Annotated in this window: 11 protein-coding genes and 1 pseudogene; 8 read left to right on the forward strand and 4 right to left on the reverse strand. The window is 69.6% G+C overall.

Annotation, left to right across the window (positions count from 1 at the left end; genetic code table 11):
* Positions 1-14 precede the first annotated feature (14 nt).
* The gene (locus ABD932_RS06905; protein WP_345009689.1) at positions 15-1,055 is read left to right on the forward strand and encodes a helix-turn-helix transcriptional regulator; all 1,041 of its coding nucleotides are present in this window, start codon (positions 15-17) and stop codon (positions 1,053-1,055) included.
* Here ABD932_RS06905 and ctaD read toward each other — a convergent pair.
* Positions 1,054-2,766, reverse strand: a pseudogene (gene ctaD / locus ABD932_RS06910) (aa3-type cytochrome oxidase subunit I); the annotation flags it as partial. The gene ABD932_RS06905 and the pseudogene ctaD sit on opposite strands and share 2 nt — an antisense overlap.
* A 308-nt stretch (positions 2,767-3,074) precedes the next feature.
* Between ctaD and ABD932_RS06915 the strand changes: the two are divergent.
* Positions 3,075-3,290 (forward strand): I78 family peptidase inhibitor, encoded by a 216-nt coding sequence (locus ABD932_RS06915; protein ID WP_345009691.1) that lies wholly within the window; start codon positions 3,075-3,077, stop codon positions 3,288-3,290.
* Between the two features lie 141 nt (positions 3,291-3,431).
* Here the strand turns inward: ABD932_RS06915 and ABD932_RS06920 are convergent, their stop codons facing one another.
* Together ABD932_RS06920 and ABD932_RS06925 are read right to left on the reverse strand one after the other, a co-directional pair.
* A complete protein-coding gene (locus ABD932_RS06920; protein ID WP_345009693.1) occupies positions 3,432-4,457 on the reverse strand; it encodes a phosphatase PAP2 family protein in 1,026 nt (341 codons plus the stop codon).
* Positions 4,458-4,696: 239 nt separating this feature from the next.
* Positions 4,697-5,863 carry a glycosyltransferase family 39 protein gene (locus ABD932_RS06925; protein ID WP_345009695.1) on the reverse strand — a complete coding sequence of 389 codons (1,167 nt, stop codon included), beginning with the start codon at positions 5,861-5,863 and terminating at the stop codon, positions 4,697-4,699.
* Between the two features lie 260 nt (positions 5,864-6,123).
* Between ABD932_RS06925 and ABD932_RS06930 the strand changes: the two genes are divergently transcribed.
* Positions 6,124-7,725 (forward strand): MFS transporter, encoded by a 1,602-nt coding sequence (locus ABD932_RS06930; protein ID WP_345009697.1) that lies wholly within the window; start codon positions 6,124-6,126, stop codon positions 7,723-7,725.
* 236 nt (positions 7,726-7,961) lie between these two features.
* The gene (locus ABD932_RS06935) at positions 7,962-9,152 is read left to right on the forward strand and encodes an acyl-CoA dehydrogenase family protein (protein ID WP_345009699.1); all 1,191 of its coding nucleotides are present in this window, start codon (positions 7,962-7,964) and stop codon (positions 9,150-9,152) included.
* Positions 9,153-9,187: 35 nt separating this feature from the next.
* Here the strand turns inward: ABD932_RS06935 and ABD932_RS06940 are convergent, their stop codons facing one another.
* Positions 9,188-9,625 carry a cell division protein SepF gene (locus ABD932_RS06940; RefSeq protein WP_062701561.1) on the reverse strand — a complete coding sequence of 146 codons (438 nt, stop codon included), beginning with the start codon at positions 9,623-9,625 and terminating at the stop codon, positions 9,188-9,190.
* Between the two features lie 322 nt (positions 9,626-9,947).
* Here ABD932_RS06940 and ABD932_RS06945 point away from each other — a divergent pair, with 322 nt between their 5' ends.
* From ABD932_RS06945 to ABD932_RS06960, 4 genes are all read left to right on the forward strand, one after another.
* On the forward strand, positions 9,948-11,180 hold the full coding sequence (locus ABD932_RS06945) for a DUF5685 family protein (RefSeq protein WP_345009703.1): 1,233 nt from the start codon (positions 9,948-9,950) through the stop codon (positions 11,178-11,180).
* Positions 11,181-11,601: 421 nt separating this feature from the next.
* The gene (locus ABD932_RS06950; protein WP_345009705.1) at positions 11,602-12,507 is read left to right on the forward strand and encodes a S1 family peptidase; all 906 of its coding nucleotides are present in this window, start codon (positions 11,602-11,604) and stop codon (positions 12,505-12,507) included.
* A 191-nt stretch (positions 12,508-12,698) separates the two neighbouring features.
* Entirely contained in the window at positions 12,699-13,598 is a 900-nt protein-coding gene (locus ABD932_RS06955) for a slipin family protein (protein WP_345010454.1), read from the forward strand.
* A 277-nt stretch (positions 13,599-13,875) separates the two neighbouring features.
* On the forward strand, positions 13,876-14,958 hold the full coding sequence (locus tag ABD932_RS06960) for a S1 family peptidase (RefSeq protein WP_345009707.1): 1,083 nt from the start codon (positions 13,876-13,878) through the stop codon (positions 14,956-14,958).
* The last annotated feature ends 150 nt before the right edge of the window (positions 14,959-15,108 follow it).

Below are 15,108 nucleotides of genomic sequence, written 5' to 3' on the forward strand. Positions count from 1 at the left end.
GGCAAAATCGGATCATGTTGGAGACCTCGGCAAGACTCCTGCGGCTGCTCTCCCTCCTGCAGGCCCACCGGGAATGGTCCGGCGCCGACCTGGCCGCACGCCTCGGCGTCACCCCGCGCACGGTGCGCCGCGACGTCGAGCGGCTGCGCGAGCTGGGCTACCCGGTCAACGCCAGCCCCGGCACGGGCGGCGGCTACCAACTGGGCGCCGGCGCCGAGCTGCCACCCCTGCTGCTGGACGACGACGAGGCCGTAGCCGTCGCCGTCGGCCTGCGCACCGCCGCAGGCCAGGGCATCGAGGGCATCGGCGAGACCTCCGTACGGGCCCTCGCCAAACTGGAGCAGGTCCTGCCGGGCCGCCTGCGCCGCCGAGTGGGCGCCCTCAACGCCTTCACCGTGCCGATGCTGCGCGGCCCCCAGCCCTCCGGCGTCGACCCGGCCGTCCTGACCGAGCTCGCCAACCTCTGCCGGGACGCCGAGCGGCTGCGCTTCGAGTACCGCGACCACGAGGGCGCCCCCACCCGCCGCACCGTCGAACCGCACCGCCTGGTGTGCAGCGAGCGCCGCTGGTACCTGGTCGCCTGGGACCTCGACCGCGACGACTGGCGTACGTTCCGCGTCGACCGCATCGCCCCCAAGCCCCCGCACGGCCCGCGCTTCACCCCGCGCACCCCGCCCGCCGAGGACCTCGCCGCGTACGTCTCCCAGGGCGTCTCCACGCGCGCGTACGCCTCGCACGCCGTCATCCGGCTGCTGGTGCCCCTGGAGGAGGCGGCGGCGAGCATCTCGCCCACCACCGGGCAACTGGAGGCGGAGGGTCCCGACAGCTGTCTGCTGCGCACCGGTGCCGGGAGCCTCGACGTGATGGTGATCCACGTGATGCTGATGGGCTTCGAGTTCGAGGTCCTGGAGCCGGACGAGCTCGTCGAGAAGATCAGGACGGCTCACGGCCGGCTTGCTCGCTCTTTGGCTCGGGCTGCGGAGCCTCCGACGCGTGGTCGGGATGATGCAGGTCGAACGCCGGGGACTCGGAACGGATCCGCGGCAGCGTCGTGAAGTTGTGCCGCGGGGGCGGGCAGGACGTCGCCCACTCCAGGGAGCGGCCGTAACCCCAGGGGTCGTCGACCTCGACCTTCTTGCCGTACTTGGCGGTCTTCCAGACGTTGTAGAGGAACGGCAGCGTCGACAGGCCGAGCAGGAACGCGCCGATCGTCGAGACCGTGTTCAGCGCCGTGAAGCCGTCGGCGGCGAGATAGTCGGCGTACCGGCGCGGCATGCCCTCCGCGCCCAGCCAGTGCTGCACCAGGAAGGTGGTGTGGAAGCCGATGAACAGCGTCCAGAACTGGATCTTGCCGAGCCGTTCGTCCAGCATCTTCCCGGTGAACTTCGGCCACCAGAAGTAGAACCCGGCGAAGATCGCGAAGACGACCGTGCCGAAGACGACGTAGTGGAAGTGCGCGACCACGAAGTACGTGTCCGTGACGTGGAAGTCCATCGGCGGCGACGCCAGGATCACCCCGGTGAGGCCGCCGAACAGGAACGTCACCAGGAAGCCCACCGACCACAGCATCGGCGTCTCGAACGACAGCGAGCCCTTGATCATGGTGCCGGTCCAGTTGAAGAACTTCACGCCCGTCGGCACCGCGATCAGGAAGCTCATGAACGAGAAGAACGGCAGCAGGACCGCGCCCGTCGCGAACATGTGGTGCGCCCACACCACCACCGACAGACCGGTGATCGCCATCGTCGCCGCGACCAGCGTCAGATAGCCGAACATCGGCTTGCGGGAGAAGACCGGGATGATCTCGGTGATGATGCCGAAGAACGGCAGCGCGATGATGTAGACCTCGGGATGGCCGAAGAACCAGAACAGGTGCTGCCACAGCAGCGCCCCGCCGTTGGCCGCGTCGAAGATGTGCGAGCCGAACCGCCGGTCCGCCTCCAGACAGAGCAGCGCCGCCGCCAGCACCGGGAACGCCATCAGGATCAGAATCGACGTGAACAGCGTGTTCCACACGAAGATCGGCATCCGGAACATCGTCATCCCGGGGGCGCGCATCCCGATGATCGTGGTGATGAAGTTGACGGCGCCGAGGATCGTGCCGAAGCCGGCCAGCGCGAGCCCCATGATCCACAGGTCGGGGCCGATCCCGGGGGAGCGCTCCAGGCCGTTGAGCGGCGCGTAGGCGAACCAGCCGAAGGAGGCCGGCCCGCTCGGCACGATCAGCGAGCCCATCACGATCAGGCCGCCGAACAGGAACAGCCAGTACGACAACATGTTCAGCCGGGGGAAGGCCACGTCCGGGGCGCCGATCTGCAGCGGCATCAGCTCGTTGGCGAAGCCCGCGAAGGTCGGGGTGGCGAACAGCAGCAGCATGATCGTGCCGTGCAGGGTGAACAGCTGGTTGAACTGCTCGTTGGTCAGCAGCTGCAGCCCCGGCCGGGCCAGTTCGGCCCGCATCAGCAGTGCCATGACACCGCCGGCCAGGAAGAACACGAACGACGTGATCAGGTAGAGATGCCCGATCTTCTTGTGGTCGGTGGTGGTCAGCCAGTCGACGACCACACGGCCGCCGGGCTGGATGCCTCGCATGGGCCGTGCCGTCCCTTGTACGGTCTGCGTCCCCATCGCTGGCTCGCCCCTTCGCTCGTCGCGCCCCGGGCCCGCTGAACCCGCGCCGCACGCTGCCGACGCGAGCTCACGCCATGATGCTCGCGTCGGCAGTGCTCCGACAGGGGGCGTACGGGGGTTCTGTGCCGGAACCATGTACTTTCTGTGCGGAACCGGCTTCCGCGGCCGGTGCGGAATGGCGGGGAAAACGAGTTCGCGGGCAGTTCTCCCGGAACTTTTCCGCCGGGCTATTGGCGGGGTCGTCGCGACACGCGGGAATTACGATCGAATGCCTGCGGAAGGCCTATGGAACCGCTCGTTAGTGTGACGAAGTACGGCTGAAACGCGTGTCGTGATCCTGTGACAAAAGCGTGACCCGAGAGGTACGTGTGACTCGGATGGCCGCTACAAAGGTTCACGGTCCGCTCTGGCCCGACCCTTCGTGCAGGCCCTAGCGTGGCGGCATGGCACCCATTCCGAAACCCCCTGCCGAGCCCCACGACAACCCGGACACCTATGTCGGACTCGACGCCGACCGGGCCGAGCGGCTCGCCCGTGACCGAGGGTGGTCGACGGTGCGTTCGCTGCCGCCGGGGGCGATCATCACCATGGAGTACCGCGAGGGCCGGCTGAACTTCGAGGTCAAGGACGGCCAGGTGGCGCGGGCCTGGAAGGGCTGACGGAGGCTCGACGCGGGGCTGTGCAAGAGCGAAGGCCCCGGCTCCTGGAGAGGAGCCGGGGCCTTCGTCGTGCGGGCCGGTTGTGCGTACCGAACCCGTGCCGAACCCCGCTGTTCTGTGCCGCCCTGCGCTGCCCTGTGCTCAGCCGCCCGTCAGCGGCTGGGCCGCCGGGGTGGCGCCGTGGGACAGGCGGTCCGGGTGGGGCGGGCGGCGGCTGCCGACCGGCGTGACCGGTGCGCGCTCCGCGCGGGCCGTGTGCGGTAGCGGTGCCACGTGGATGGATGTCCGCGCCGAGCGGGCCGTGGAGGCCTTCTCGCATGCCGCGGCCTCGTCCTCGGCGGCGGCCGGGTGCGGCTTGAGCAGCACCGGCACCTCGACGGGAGCGGGCGGCAACTGTGCCGGGACGGCCTGACGTGCGCGCCTGCGGTCGCGCAGGTCGAGGATCCAGGTCTCCGCGCGCGCGATCAGCGGCTCGAACCACGGCAGCGCCAGCATGATCAGCAGACCCGCGGCCCAGCCGAGCAGCACATCGCTCAGCCAGTGCGTACCGAGGTAGACCGTGGCGAGGCCGACGCCCAGCGAGGTCACCGCGGACAGGGCCGACAGCCAGCGGCGCGCTCTCGGCGTCGAGGCCAGATAGGCCAGGATTCCCCAGGTCACCACGGCGTTGGCGGTGTGGCCGCTGGGAAATATATCGCCGCCCAGCCACATCTCGTTCGAGCCGATGGAGGTCGCGTAGTGAGGGCCGAGGCGGCCCATGCCGAGCTTGGCGGCACCCACGGTGATGTTCAGCAGGAGCAGTGAGACACCGAGCGCGAGCAGCGGCCGCAGCGTGTGCTGCCGCCACGAACGCCAGCCCAGCCAGGACGCGACCATCACGGCGGTCGGGCCGCGCTGGCCGAGCACCACGTAGTAGTCGACGAACGCGTGGATCTCGGCCCACTGCTGGTACGGCCGGAAGAACATGACCTGCCAGTCGAGCCGGACCAGCCACGAAGTGATGAGGACGGCCCATACGATCGCCACATAGAAGGCCAGCGTGGAGGCGAACAGCACGATCCGGTGCCGGCTCATCTTCGGCACGTCGATGTGTGCCGGACGTTCCGGTTCCCGGTCCAGCCTGGCGAACACCCGGTCCAGACGGGTGAGGGTTCGTTCGGTACGCACCCAATCGACGTTACAGCGAGTGAGCTCTGTTCCCGCGCGATTCCGCCGGTTTGTGATGACGATGTGATGTGGGATTCCTCTCAGCGAGGCGTCTATTTCCTCGGAATCCACAATCCTCGCGCGCTGTACCCTTCATTTCCTTTGATCATTCTGATGCGCTTGTTTTTCGCCGCTTATTAATTCGTTCACCGAATGCTGGGACGGAATTATCCGAGTGCTCACCGGCGGCCGGGGGTCGGTCAGGGCGGACCGGAGCCGTTCAGCCAGAACGCCCCGTACACCGCGGAGGCCACTGCGACCCCGGCCAGCCCCCCCGCCGACCTGCGGGTACGCAGCCGGGACAGGGAGAGCGCGAGGGGCAGCAGCAGGGGGAAGGCGGGCAGCAGCAGCCGCGGTTTCGAGCCGAAGTAGCTCGAGGCGCACAGGGCGAGCGCGGTGACGATGCCGCCGTATACCAGGAGCGGGAGCGGCTGGCGCTGCCGTACGCAGACGACGTACAGCCACACCACCAGCCCGACCCCGATGATCAGCCCGATCCCCGCCAGGGCCGACGGAAACGACGTGAACTTGTCCGCGACGAACCGGGCGAAGGCGTAACCGCCGTCGAAGCCGTTGCGCCAGCCGGCCTGGACGTCCACATAACCGAGCGGGCCCTTGCCGGTGCGGTGGCCGACCCAGAGGACGTAGCCGGCGGTACCGAGGGGGGCGAGAAGCATGCCGAGGGCGCGTGTCACGTGCCGTGAGCCGTGCGGCCCCGCTGTGCTCCGGTCTCGCACGAAAGAGGCGATCCCCGCCGCCCACACCGCCGCCACGACGGCGAGCCCCACCGGGCGGGTCAGGCCCGCCAGCATGGCGAGGGCGCCCGCCGCCATCCATCGGCCGGTCAGGACGGCGTACAGCGACCAGGCGGCGAGCGCGGTGAACAGTGACTCGCTGTACGCCATCGACTGCACGATCCCGACGGGAAGCACGGCCCACAGCAGCACGGCGCACACCCCCGCTCGGGGGCCATATATGTGATCGGCGACCGCGAAGATCCCCCAGGCCGCGGCGAGCGAGGCGAGCAGGCTCACGGCGAAGCCCGCGTCGGCGTACGACAGCGGGGTCAGGGTCGCGCCGAGCCGCTCCAGCCACGGCAGGAGTGGGAAGAACGCCAGGTTCGAGTGCACGTCGCCGTTCGGCATGCGCACCTCATAGCCGTAGCCCAGCTCCGCGACCCTCGCGTACCACAGGGCGTCCCAGCGGGCGGTCAGCAGGGTGTACGCGCTCTTGTCGCGCGCCGCGCTCCACACGGCCAGGGCCAGCAGGCTCAGGGCGCGCACGGCCGCGTAGCCGAGGAGGGCCGGGGCCGCGCGGCGCAGGGCCGACGGGCCGGGCGGTGCCATGCGCGTGTCAAGATCGGTCACGGGCTCGATTATCGACGGTGGGCCGAACCGGACTGACCGCCGGGACGTGGTCACAGGGCAGGGGAGTGGCGTACGCCACACGCGTTCTGTGCGAGGTCTGAGAGGTCCGCCACTCGGCACCGACGAGGACTCGCGTAACCTGACGAGTCACTCGCCCTTCGTTGCGCGGGCCGGAGATCACCGCTCCTCTCCGGCCGAGTCACGGGAAGTCCCCACCCCGTGAGCCCGCCGAGGGAGAGGAAACACTGGGAGGTACGTACATGTCCGGGACGACCACGGCTGCCGCTGCGCTGCGCCGTCGGGCGGCCGGGGCCGGTGCCAACCGCTGGGTCGTTCTCGTCGTCCTCTGCGTCAGCCTGCTCCTGGTCGCGGTCGACGCGACCGTGCTGCACGTGGCGGTCCCCGCCGTCACCGAGGACCTCCGGCCCGGCGCGATAGAACTGCTCTGGATCGTCGACATCTACCCGCTGGTCTGCGCCTCGCTGCTGATCCTCTTCGGCACGCTCGGCGACCGGGTGGGCCGCAGACGCGTCCTGCTGCTCGGATACGGCCTCTTCGGCATCGCCTCCGGCCTCGCGGCCCTCGCGCACGACCCACAGGTGCTGATCCTCGCCCGCGCCCTGCTCGGCGTCGGTGGCGCGATGATCATGCCCGCGACGCTGTCGATCCTGCGCCAGGTCTTCCCGGACCGGCGGGAGCGCGCCCTCGCGATCGGTATCTGGAGCGCCGTGGCCGCCGTGGGCGCGGCGGTCGGGCCGCTGCTCGGCGGCTTCCTGCTGGAGCACTTCTGGTGGGGCTCGGTCTTCCTCGTCAACATCCCGCTGATGCTGGTCAGCCTTCCGGTGGGACGACTTCTGCTGCCCGAGTCCAAGGGCGACGGCAAGGGCCCCTGGGACGTGATCGGCGCGCTGCTGGCGGCGGCCGGCCTGTTCGGTGTGGTGCTGGGCGTGAAGCGGCTCGGCGGCGGCGAGGCCGCGGGCAGCGTGTTCACCGTGGCACCGCTGGTGATCGGTGCGGTGCTGCTGGTGCTCTTCGTACGCCGCCAGCGACGCCGGGCGCATCCGCTGGTGGACCTGCGGATGTTCGCGCGACCGGCGTTCAGTACGTCCGTCGGGTGCATCGTGCTGGCGATGCTCGCGCTGGTCGGGCTCGAGCTGATCGCGGCGCAGTATCTGCAGCTGGTGCTGGGGCTGTCGCCGCTGGAGACGGGGCTGCGGCTGCTGCCGCTGACCTTCGCCGCGATGGCCGCGGGGCTGGCGGGGGCGCGCATGCTACGACGGTTCGGGCCGCGGCGCATGGTGTGCGCCGGGTTCGGCCTGACCGCGGCCGCGGTCGTGCTGCTGACGGCCATGGGCGGATCGGACAACCCCCCGCTGCTGCTGTTCGGGTTCGTGCTGCTCGGCTTCGGGCTGGAGACGACGCTCTTCGGGGCGTACGAGTCCATGCTGAGCGAGGCTCCGCAGGAGCAGGCCGGTGGGGCGGCGGCGATCGGTGAGACGTCCTACCAGCTGGGCGCCGGGATCGGGATCGCGCTGCTGGGCAGCGTGATGAACGCGGCGTATGCCCCCGGGCTGGCGCATGTGGGGGGCGTCCCTGCCTCTGCCTCTACGGCGGCCTCGCACTCGTTGGGGGAGGCGTACGAGGTTGCCGCGCAGCTGGGCGGGCCGGCCGGGGTTGCCCTGCGGCATGCGGCCCGGGACTCCTTCGTGCACGGGCTGCATGTCACGTTGCTCGTGAGTGCGGGGTTGTTGCTGCTGGGGGCGGTGATGGCGTTGCGGTTGCCGCGAGTCATGCAGTGCGAGGCGCCCGCGGTGGAGCTGCCCAAGCCGAGGGAAGTCGCGGAGTCCCGCGTCTCCGCCTGACCAGGCCTTCTCCCACCCGCGCACCACTCGTTTCCGGTTTCTTGACGGGTGGACCTCTCCTGTGGGGGTTCCCCGCCGTCGGCGGCTGTCCGAGGTGGTGGGCAACCTGAGGGTGCGTGCTCCCCGTCGGCGGTTCGTGGGCCTTGGATGTACTGGACGCACGGGACCTTGCGTCGTAGCGTCGGCCTCGTCGTAATTAGCGGTGCTAGTTTTCCGTCCCTGCCGGAAGGTCTCCCATGTCCGCGTCCTCGAAGTTGCCCCCGTTCGACCCCGCCGACCCTCTCGGTATCGACGACCTCCTGGAGCCCGAGGACCTGGCGATCCGGAGCACCGTGCGGGCGTGGGCGACGGATCGGGTGCTGCCGTACGTCGCCGAGTGGTACGAGAGCGGCGAGCTGCCGGGGATTCGTGAGCTGGCCCGGGAGCTGGGGGAGATCGGTGCCCTCGGGATGTCGCTCAGCGGGTACGGGTGTGCCGGGGCCTCCGCCGTGCAGTACGGGCTGGCCTGTCTGGAGCTGGAGGCCGCCGACTCCGGGATCCGCTCCCTCGTCTCCGTGCAGGGATCCCTCGCCATGTACGCCATTCACCGGTTCGGCAGCGAGGAGCAGAAGCAGGAGTGGCTGCCCCGCATGGCCTCCGGTGAGGTCATCGGGTGCTTCGGGCTGACCGAGCCCGACCACGGTTCCGACCCGGCCTCCATGCGGACGTATGCCAAGCGGGACGGCGGCGACTGGGTGCTGGGCGGGCGGAAGATGTGGATCACCAACGGGTCCGTCGCCGGGGTCGCCGTCGTGTGGGCGCAGACCGACGAGGGGATCCGCGGGTTCGTCGTGCCGACCGACAGTGCCGGATTCTCCGCCCCGGAGATCAAGCACAAGCTGTCGCTGCGCGCCTCCGTCACCAGTGAGCTCGTGATGGACGACGTACGGCTGCCCGCCGATGCGGTGCTGCCGGAGGTCGTCGGGCTCAAGGGGCCGCTCAGCTGTCTCTCGCACGCCCGGTACGGGATCGTGTGGGGTGCCATGGGAGCGGCTCGGTCCTGTTTCGAGGCCGCTGTCGACTACGCGAAGTCGCGGGAGCAGTTCGGCCGGCCGATCGGGGGCTTCCAGCTCACCCAGGCCAAGCTCGCCGACATGGCGCTCGAACTGCACAAGGGGATTCTGCTCGCCCACCATCTGGGGCGGCGCATGGACGCCGGCCGCCTGCGTCCCGAGCAGGTCAGCTTCGGCAAGCTCAACAACGTCCGCGAGGCCATCGACATCTGCCGTACGTCCCGGACGATCCTCGGTGCCAACGGGATCTCGCTCGAATACCCCGTGATGCGGCACGCGACCAACCTCGAATCGGTGCTCACCTACGAGGGCACCGTCGAGATGCACCAGCTCGTGCTGGGCAAGGCGCTCACCGGACTCGACGCCTTCCGCTGACCCACCAGGGGGCAGGGCCGGCGAGCGGCCCTGCCTCAGCTCTGGTTGTAGAAGCCGTCCGTGCGGTGCTGCGACGCCTCCCCGCTGATGATCTCCGTGTCGGCCGGAGTCAGCAGGAACACACGGTTGGACACGCGGTCGATCGAGCCGCGCAGGCCGAAGATGAGCCCCGCCGCGAAGTCGACGACCCGCTTGGCGTCGGCGGGCTCCATGGCCGTGAGGTTCATGATGACGGGGACGCCGTCCCGGAACAGCTCGCCGATGGCGCGGGCGTCCCGGAAGCTGTCCGGGGTGACCGTGCCGATACGGCGGCCCTTCTCCTCGGCGACGTCCGTGGCCACCTTCACCCGTGGGTCGGTGACCCAGGCATCCCCGGGCTCGGTCCCTTCGGAGTAGTCGTCGTCGTAGTAACGCTCGTCATCGTTGTCGTCAACGAGGCCCAGCCAGGCACTCGCCTTGCGCACCGATCCCATGGACGCCTCCTCTCACAGCGGTCTCTTTTGCCTTCCGCATCCCTATGGTCATCCATGATGCGGACGTCGTGCCAAGTGGATAGACGCCGCGCGGGGGGTTTGTGACGGTACTGGTGCACAGCGAATCCGTCGAGAGCCCGTGTCCCCCAAGGGGCATGCCACGTACGGCTGCTGACTGTGAGTGAAATATGATTCTTCGCGGCGTATGGGTGAGCCGGAGTGCGTACGGGTGAACGAGTCGGCCGTCGCGACCGGAACCCCGGTCGGTACGATGCGGCAGCTCAGCGTCGCAGGAACGTCGTAAGAACCTCGGGGGAACGTCGTGTTCGGAATCGTCAGGCCCTGTCGTCATCGGCTCGGAGAGAACCTCACCGGGCAGTGGATGGCTCATTTGTGCGGGCTGTGCCTCTCATTGCGCGGGGACCACGGCCAGTTCGCTCGGATCGTGACGAACTACGACGGGCTGCTGATTTCCGTTCTGACGGAGGCTCAGGCCGAGCAGAACAGTGGATTGCGGCGTACGGCGGGACCGTGCCCGTTGCGCGGGATGCGGACCGCGTCCGTCGCGCAGGGGGAGGGCGCGCGGCTCGCCGCCGCCGTCTCGCTGGTGCTCGCCTCGGCCAAGGTGCGTGACCATGTGGCCGACGGGGACGGGCTGCTGGCCCGCAGGCCGCTGGCGCTCGCCGCGCGCCGGGTGGCCTCGGGCTGGGGTGCGGCGGGTGCCCGTAGCGGCTCGGCCGTCGGGTTCGACACCGCAGTACTCGTCGACGCCGTGGACCGGCAGGTCGGTATCGAGTCGCTCGCCGGGCCCGGGACGCCGATCCTCGCGGTGACCGAACCGACCGAGACGGCGACCGCCGCGGCCTTCGCCCACACCGCGATCCTGGCCGGACGGCCGCACAACGCCGTGCCGCTCGCCGAGGCCGGGCGCCTCTTCGGCCGGCTGGCGCACCTCCTGGACGCCGTGGAGGACCAGGTGGCCGACGTCGAGGCGGGGGCGTGGAACCCGCTCACCGCGACCGGGACCTCGCTCACCGAGGCGCGACGGCTCGCCGACGACGCCGTGCACGGGGTGCGGCTGGCGCTGCGCGAGGTCGAGTTCACGGATGCCCGGCTCGCGCACCTGCTGCTCGTGCACGAGCTGCGGCGCTCGGTGGACCGGGCGTTCGGCACGGTGCCCATGTGCGCGTCGCATCAGCCGGGGCATGGACATGGGCATGGGCCGGGTCAGGGGCAGGGGCCGTATGGGGCGCCGCAGAATCCGTACGCCGGCGGGAACCCGTACGCCGGAGGTGGCGGCGCGCTCGGCGGGGGCGGAGCCGGTGGCGGTGGTGGTGGCTTCGGCGGGTTCGGCGGTGGGCCGGCCCCGCAGCCGCCGAAGGGGCGGCGTGGGTTCTGGGCCGGCTGCGGGATGTTCTGGCTGCTGTGCTGCACCTGCAAGTTGTGCTGCGCGAAGGAGTACGAGGGCCCGTGGTCCCGCAAGAAGCGCGAGGGCTGCTGCCGTGACTGCGACTGCGGCGACTGTGGTTGCTGCTGCCCCTGCGACGGTTGCTGACGGTTTGTGGAAGCAGCGGCGACTTCCGGACATCCCCGGGGCATGGGTGGCCGATGGTGACGGAGTTGTGCTCAGGGCCGGTGAGGCGGGCGCGGGTGGCGTACGGGGCGCATCGGCTGGTTGCGCTGGTGTGTGAGGGGGCGGAGGCGTGCGCGTACGCGCCTTCGACCCCGCTGCCGAGACGTGCCGGGCTCGCGCCGGGAGGCGCGCTGACCGGGGCAGGAGCGGCCAATTCGCGCAGATCGTTCAAAGCTTGACGGCCGAAAGGCGCCCTTGCGTCTACCGGTCGTTCGGCCGAATACTCCCCCTCAGCGCTTGTCAGGGGCACGGCGTGTTCGAAATCCGGACCTGTGGCCCGCTGACTGCGCCTCACGGGCCCCACCCCACGCGGGCCCCCGACTTCCCTTGGAGGGAACGAAAAGTGAGGATCAAGCGCACCACCCCCCGCAGTGGCATTACGAGACGGACCCGGCTGATCGCCGTCTCCTCCGGCCTCGTGGCCGCAGCCGCGTTCGCGATCCCCAGCGCGACCGCCGCCGACTCTTCCACCACCTTCAGCGCCGCCGAACTCAAGAGCGCAAGCGGCTCGGTGCTGAAGGCCGACATCCCGGGCACCGCCTGGGCGGTCGACAGCAAGACCAACCGCGTCACGGTGACCGTCGACTCCACGGTCTCCCAGGCGGAGATCGCGAAGATCAAGGAGCAGGCCGGCTCCAACGCCGACGCGCTCACGATCAAGCGCACCGCCGGCAAGTTCAGCAAGTTCATCCAGGGCGGCGACGCAATCTATGCGAGTAGCTGGCGCTGCTCGCTCGGCTTCAACGTCCAGGACAGCAGCGGCAACCAGTACTTCCTGACCGCCGGTCACTGCACCGACGGCGCGGGCACCTGGTACTCCAACTCCGGCCGTACCACGGTCATCGGCTCGACCGCCGGCTCCAGCTTCCCGGGCAACGACTACGGCATCGTGCGGTACTCCGGTTCCGTCAGCCGCCCCGGCACCGCGAACGGCGTGGACATCACCCGCGCGGCCACGCCCAGCGTGGGCACCACCGTCATCCGTGACGGCTCCACCACCGGTACGCACAGCGGCCGGGTCACCGCCCTCAACGCGACCGTCAACTACGGCGGCGGCGACGTCGTCGGCGGTCTCATCCAGACCACCGTCTGCGCCGAGCCCGGCGACTCCGGCGGTTCGCTCTACGGCAGCAACGGCACCGCGTACGGTCTGACCTCCGGCGGCAGCGGCAACTGCAGCTCCGGTGGTACGACCTTCTTCCAGCCGGTCACCGAAGCCCTCAGCGCGTACGGCGTGAGCGTCTACTGACGTTCGGCGTCCGCTGACACTCGGCCGGACAGCGGCACCTGTACGGCCTGACCTGCAGCCAGCAGCATGTGAGCCCCCGCACGCAACTGTCGTGCGGGGGCTCGCCCTTGGTCGCGCCACGGGGTTACCGTCGACGTACAGGCAGTGCTCGCCTGTAAGCGCCCACCCACGTCGGACCCTGGGGGTCGGTGATGGTCGAGGAGCTGGTGGCGGCGGGAGTGACGCTCGCGTCCGCCGGTGTGGTGTATGTGGCGGCGGCCGCGCGGGTCGTCAAACAGTACGAACGGGGCGTGGTCTTCCGCCTCGGGAAGCTCCGGTCCCAGGTGCGCGGGCCCGGGTTCACCATGATCGTTCCGGGCGTCGACAAGCTGCGCAAGGTGAACATGCAGATCGTGACGATGCCCGTGCCCGCGCAGGAGGGCATCACGCGGGACAACGTCACCGTGCGGGTCGACGCCGTCGTCTACTTCAAGGTGACCTCGCCGGCCGAGGCGGTCGTGCGGGTGGAGGACTACCGGTTCGCGGTCTCGCAGATGGCGCAGACGTCGCTGCGGTCGATCATCGGCAAGAGCGAACTGGACGATTTGTTGTCCAACCGGGAAAAACTCAACCAGGGGCTGGAGTTGATGATCGACAGCCCGGCGGTGGAGTGGGGCGTGACCATCGACCGGGTGGACATCAAGGACGTGTCGCTGCCCGAGACCATGAAGCGGTCGATGGCCCGGCAGGCCGAGGCCGACCGGGAGCGGCGGGCGAGGGTGATCAACGCCGACGCGGAGCTCCAGGCCTCGAAGAAGCTGGCGGAGGCGGCGCATCAGATGGCCGATGCGCCCGCGGCTCTTCAGCTGCGGCTGCTGCAGACGGTGATGGCGGTGGCGGCCGAGAAGAACTCCACGTTGGTGCTTCCGATTCCGGTGGAGTTGTTGCGGTTTCTGGAGAAAGGGGCGCAGGTGCCGGGGGAGGTCGGCGGTGCGCAGCGGACCCCGTCCGTTGAGTCGCGGGCCGAGTCGCGGGCCGTGCAGGAGGAACTTCCGCCTCTTGAGCCGCGCTTGGATTTGGATCCGGAAGGATCGATTTCAAGACAGGAGTAGACCTAACGCGTTGCGTATGGTTCGCTCGCTTGCGGTGTTTGCTGTGCGAAGAGACCCCGCGTGACTGTGCACGGTCAAGACAACGGGGGCGTGCAACCGTGTTCTACGCGCGTCCGGAAGTCGACCTTGTGCGCTCCCTGCGGGTCTCGGAATAGTGAGCGTTGTTCAACCGGCGCGGGTGTGGCTTTTGTTGTGCACCGCCCCCGAAGCCGTACGCCTTCCGGTCCGGCGAGGTCCCCACAACCTCTCGGGCCGACCCCCCACAGGAGGACGTAAGTTGAAGCACCGACGCATACCCAAGCGGCGTGCAGCCGTGGCAGGTGCGGGCATCGCCGCACTGGTGGCCGCGGGAGTGACCTTGCAGACTGCGAACGCGAGTGAGACGCCCGAGGCGCCCGCGCTCAAGACCCTGTCGGTCGGCGCGGCCGGAAAGCTCGCCTCGACGCTCGCCCAGGACCTCGGCGCCGATGCCGCGGGTACCTACTACGACGCGCAGGCCAAGAACCTTGTGGTGAACGTCCTCGACGAGGCCGCCGCCGACGCCGTCGAGGCGGCCGGCGCCAAGGCGCGGGTCGTCGAGAACTCGCTCGCCGAGCTGAAGAGCGCGCGTACGACGCTCAAGGCGGACGCGACCATTCCCGGTACCTCGTGGGCGACCGACCCCACGACCAACAAGGTCGTCGTCACCGCCGACCGCACGGTCTCCAAGGCCGAGCTGGCCAAGCTGACCGAGGTCGTCGACGGGCTCGGCGCCAAGGCCGAACTCCAGCGCACGAAGGGTGAGTTCAAGCCCTTCGTCGCGGGTGGTGACGCCATCACCGGTGGCAGTGGCCGTTGCTCGCTCGGCTTCAACGTCGTCAAGGGCGGCGAGCCGTTCTTCCTGACCGCCGGGCACTGCACCGAGGGCATCACGGACTGGTCCGACTCCAGCGGCAACCAGATCGGCACCAACGAGGTGTCCAGCTTCCCGGACAACGACTACGGGCTGGTGAAGTACACCGCCGAGGTCGACCACCCGAGTGAGGTCAACCTCTACAACGGCTCCTCGCAGGCCATCAGCGGGGCCGCCGAGGCCACCGTCGGCATGGAGGTCACCCGCAGCGGGTCGACCACCCAGGTGCACGACGGCAAGGTCACCGGGCTCGACGCTACGGTGAACTACGGCAACGGCGACATCGTCAACGGGCTGATCCAGACCGACGTCTGCGCCGAGCCCGGCGACAGCGGCGGCTCGCTGTTCTCCGGTGACAAGGCGGTCGGCCTCACCTCCGGGGGCAGCGGCGACTGCACCTCCGGTGGGGAGACGTTCTTCCAGCCGGTGACCGAGGCGCTGTCTGCCACGGGTACCGAGATCGGCTGACGGTTCGTTCGTCGGTTCGTGGAGTCCCGCCCCTGTGTGTGAGGGGCGGGACTTTCGCATGTGTGGGGGAGGCGGTGGTCGGGGGGCGCGTCTGTGCCTGCGGCGCCTGTGGCGCTGAGTGGGGGTGCGCGTAGCGCCTTGCGTTTTGTT

Source organism: Streptomyces shaanxiensis (genome assembly GCF_039537145.1).
GTDB classification, from domain to species: Bacteria; Actinomycetota; Actinomycetes; order Streptomycetales; family Streptomycetaceae; genus Streptomyces; species Streptomyces shaanxiensis.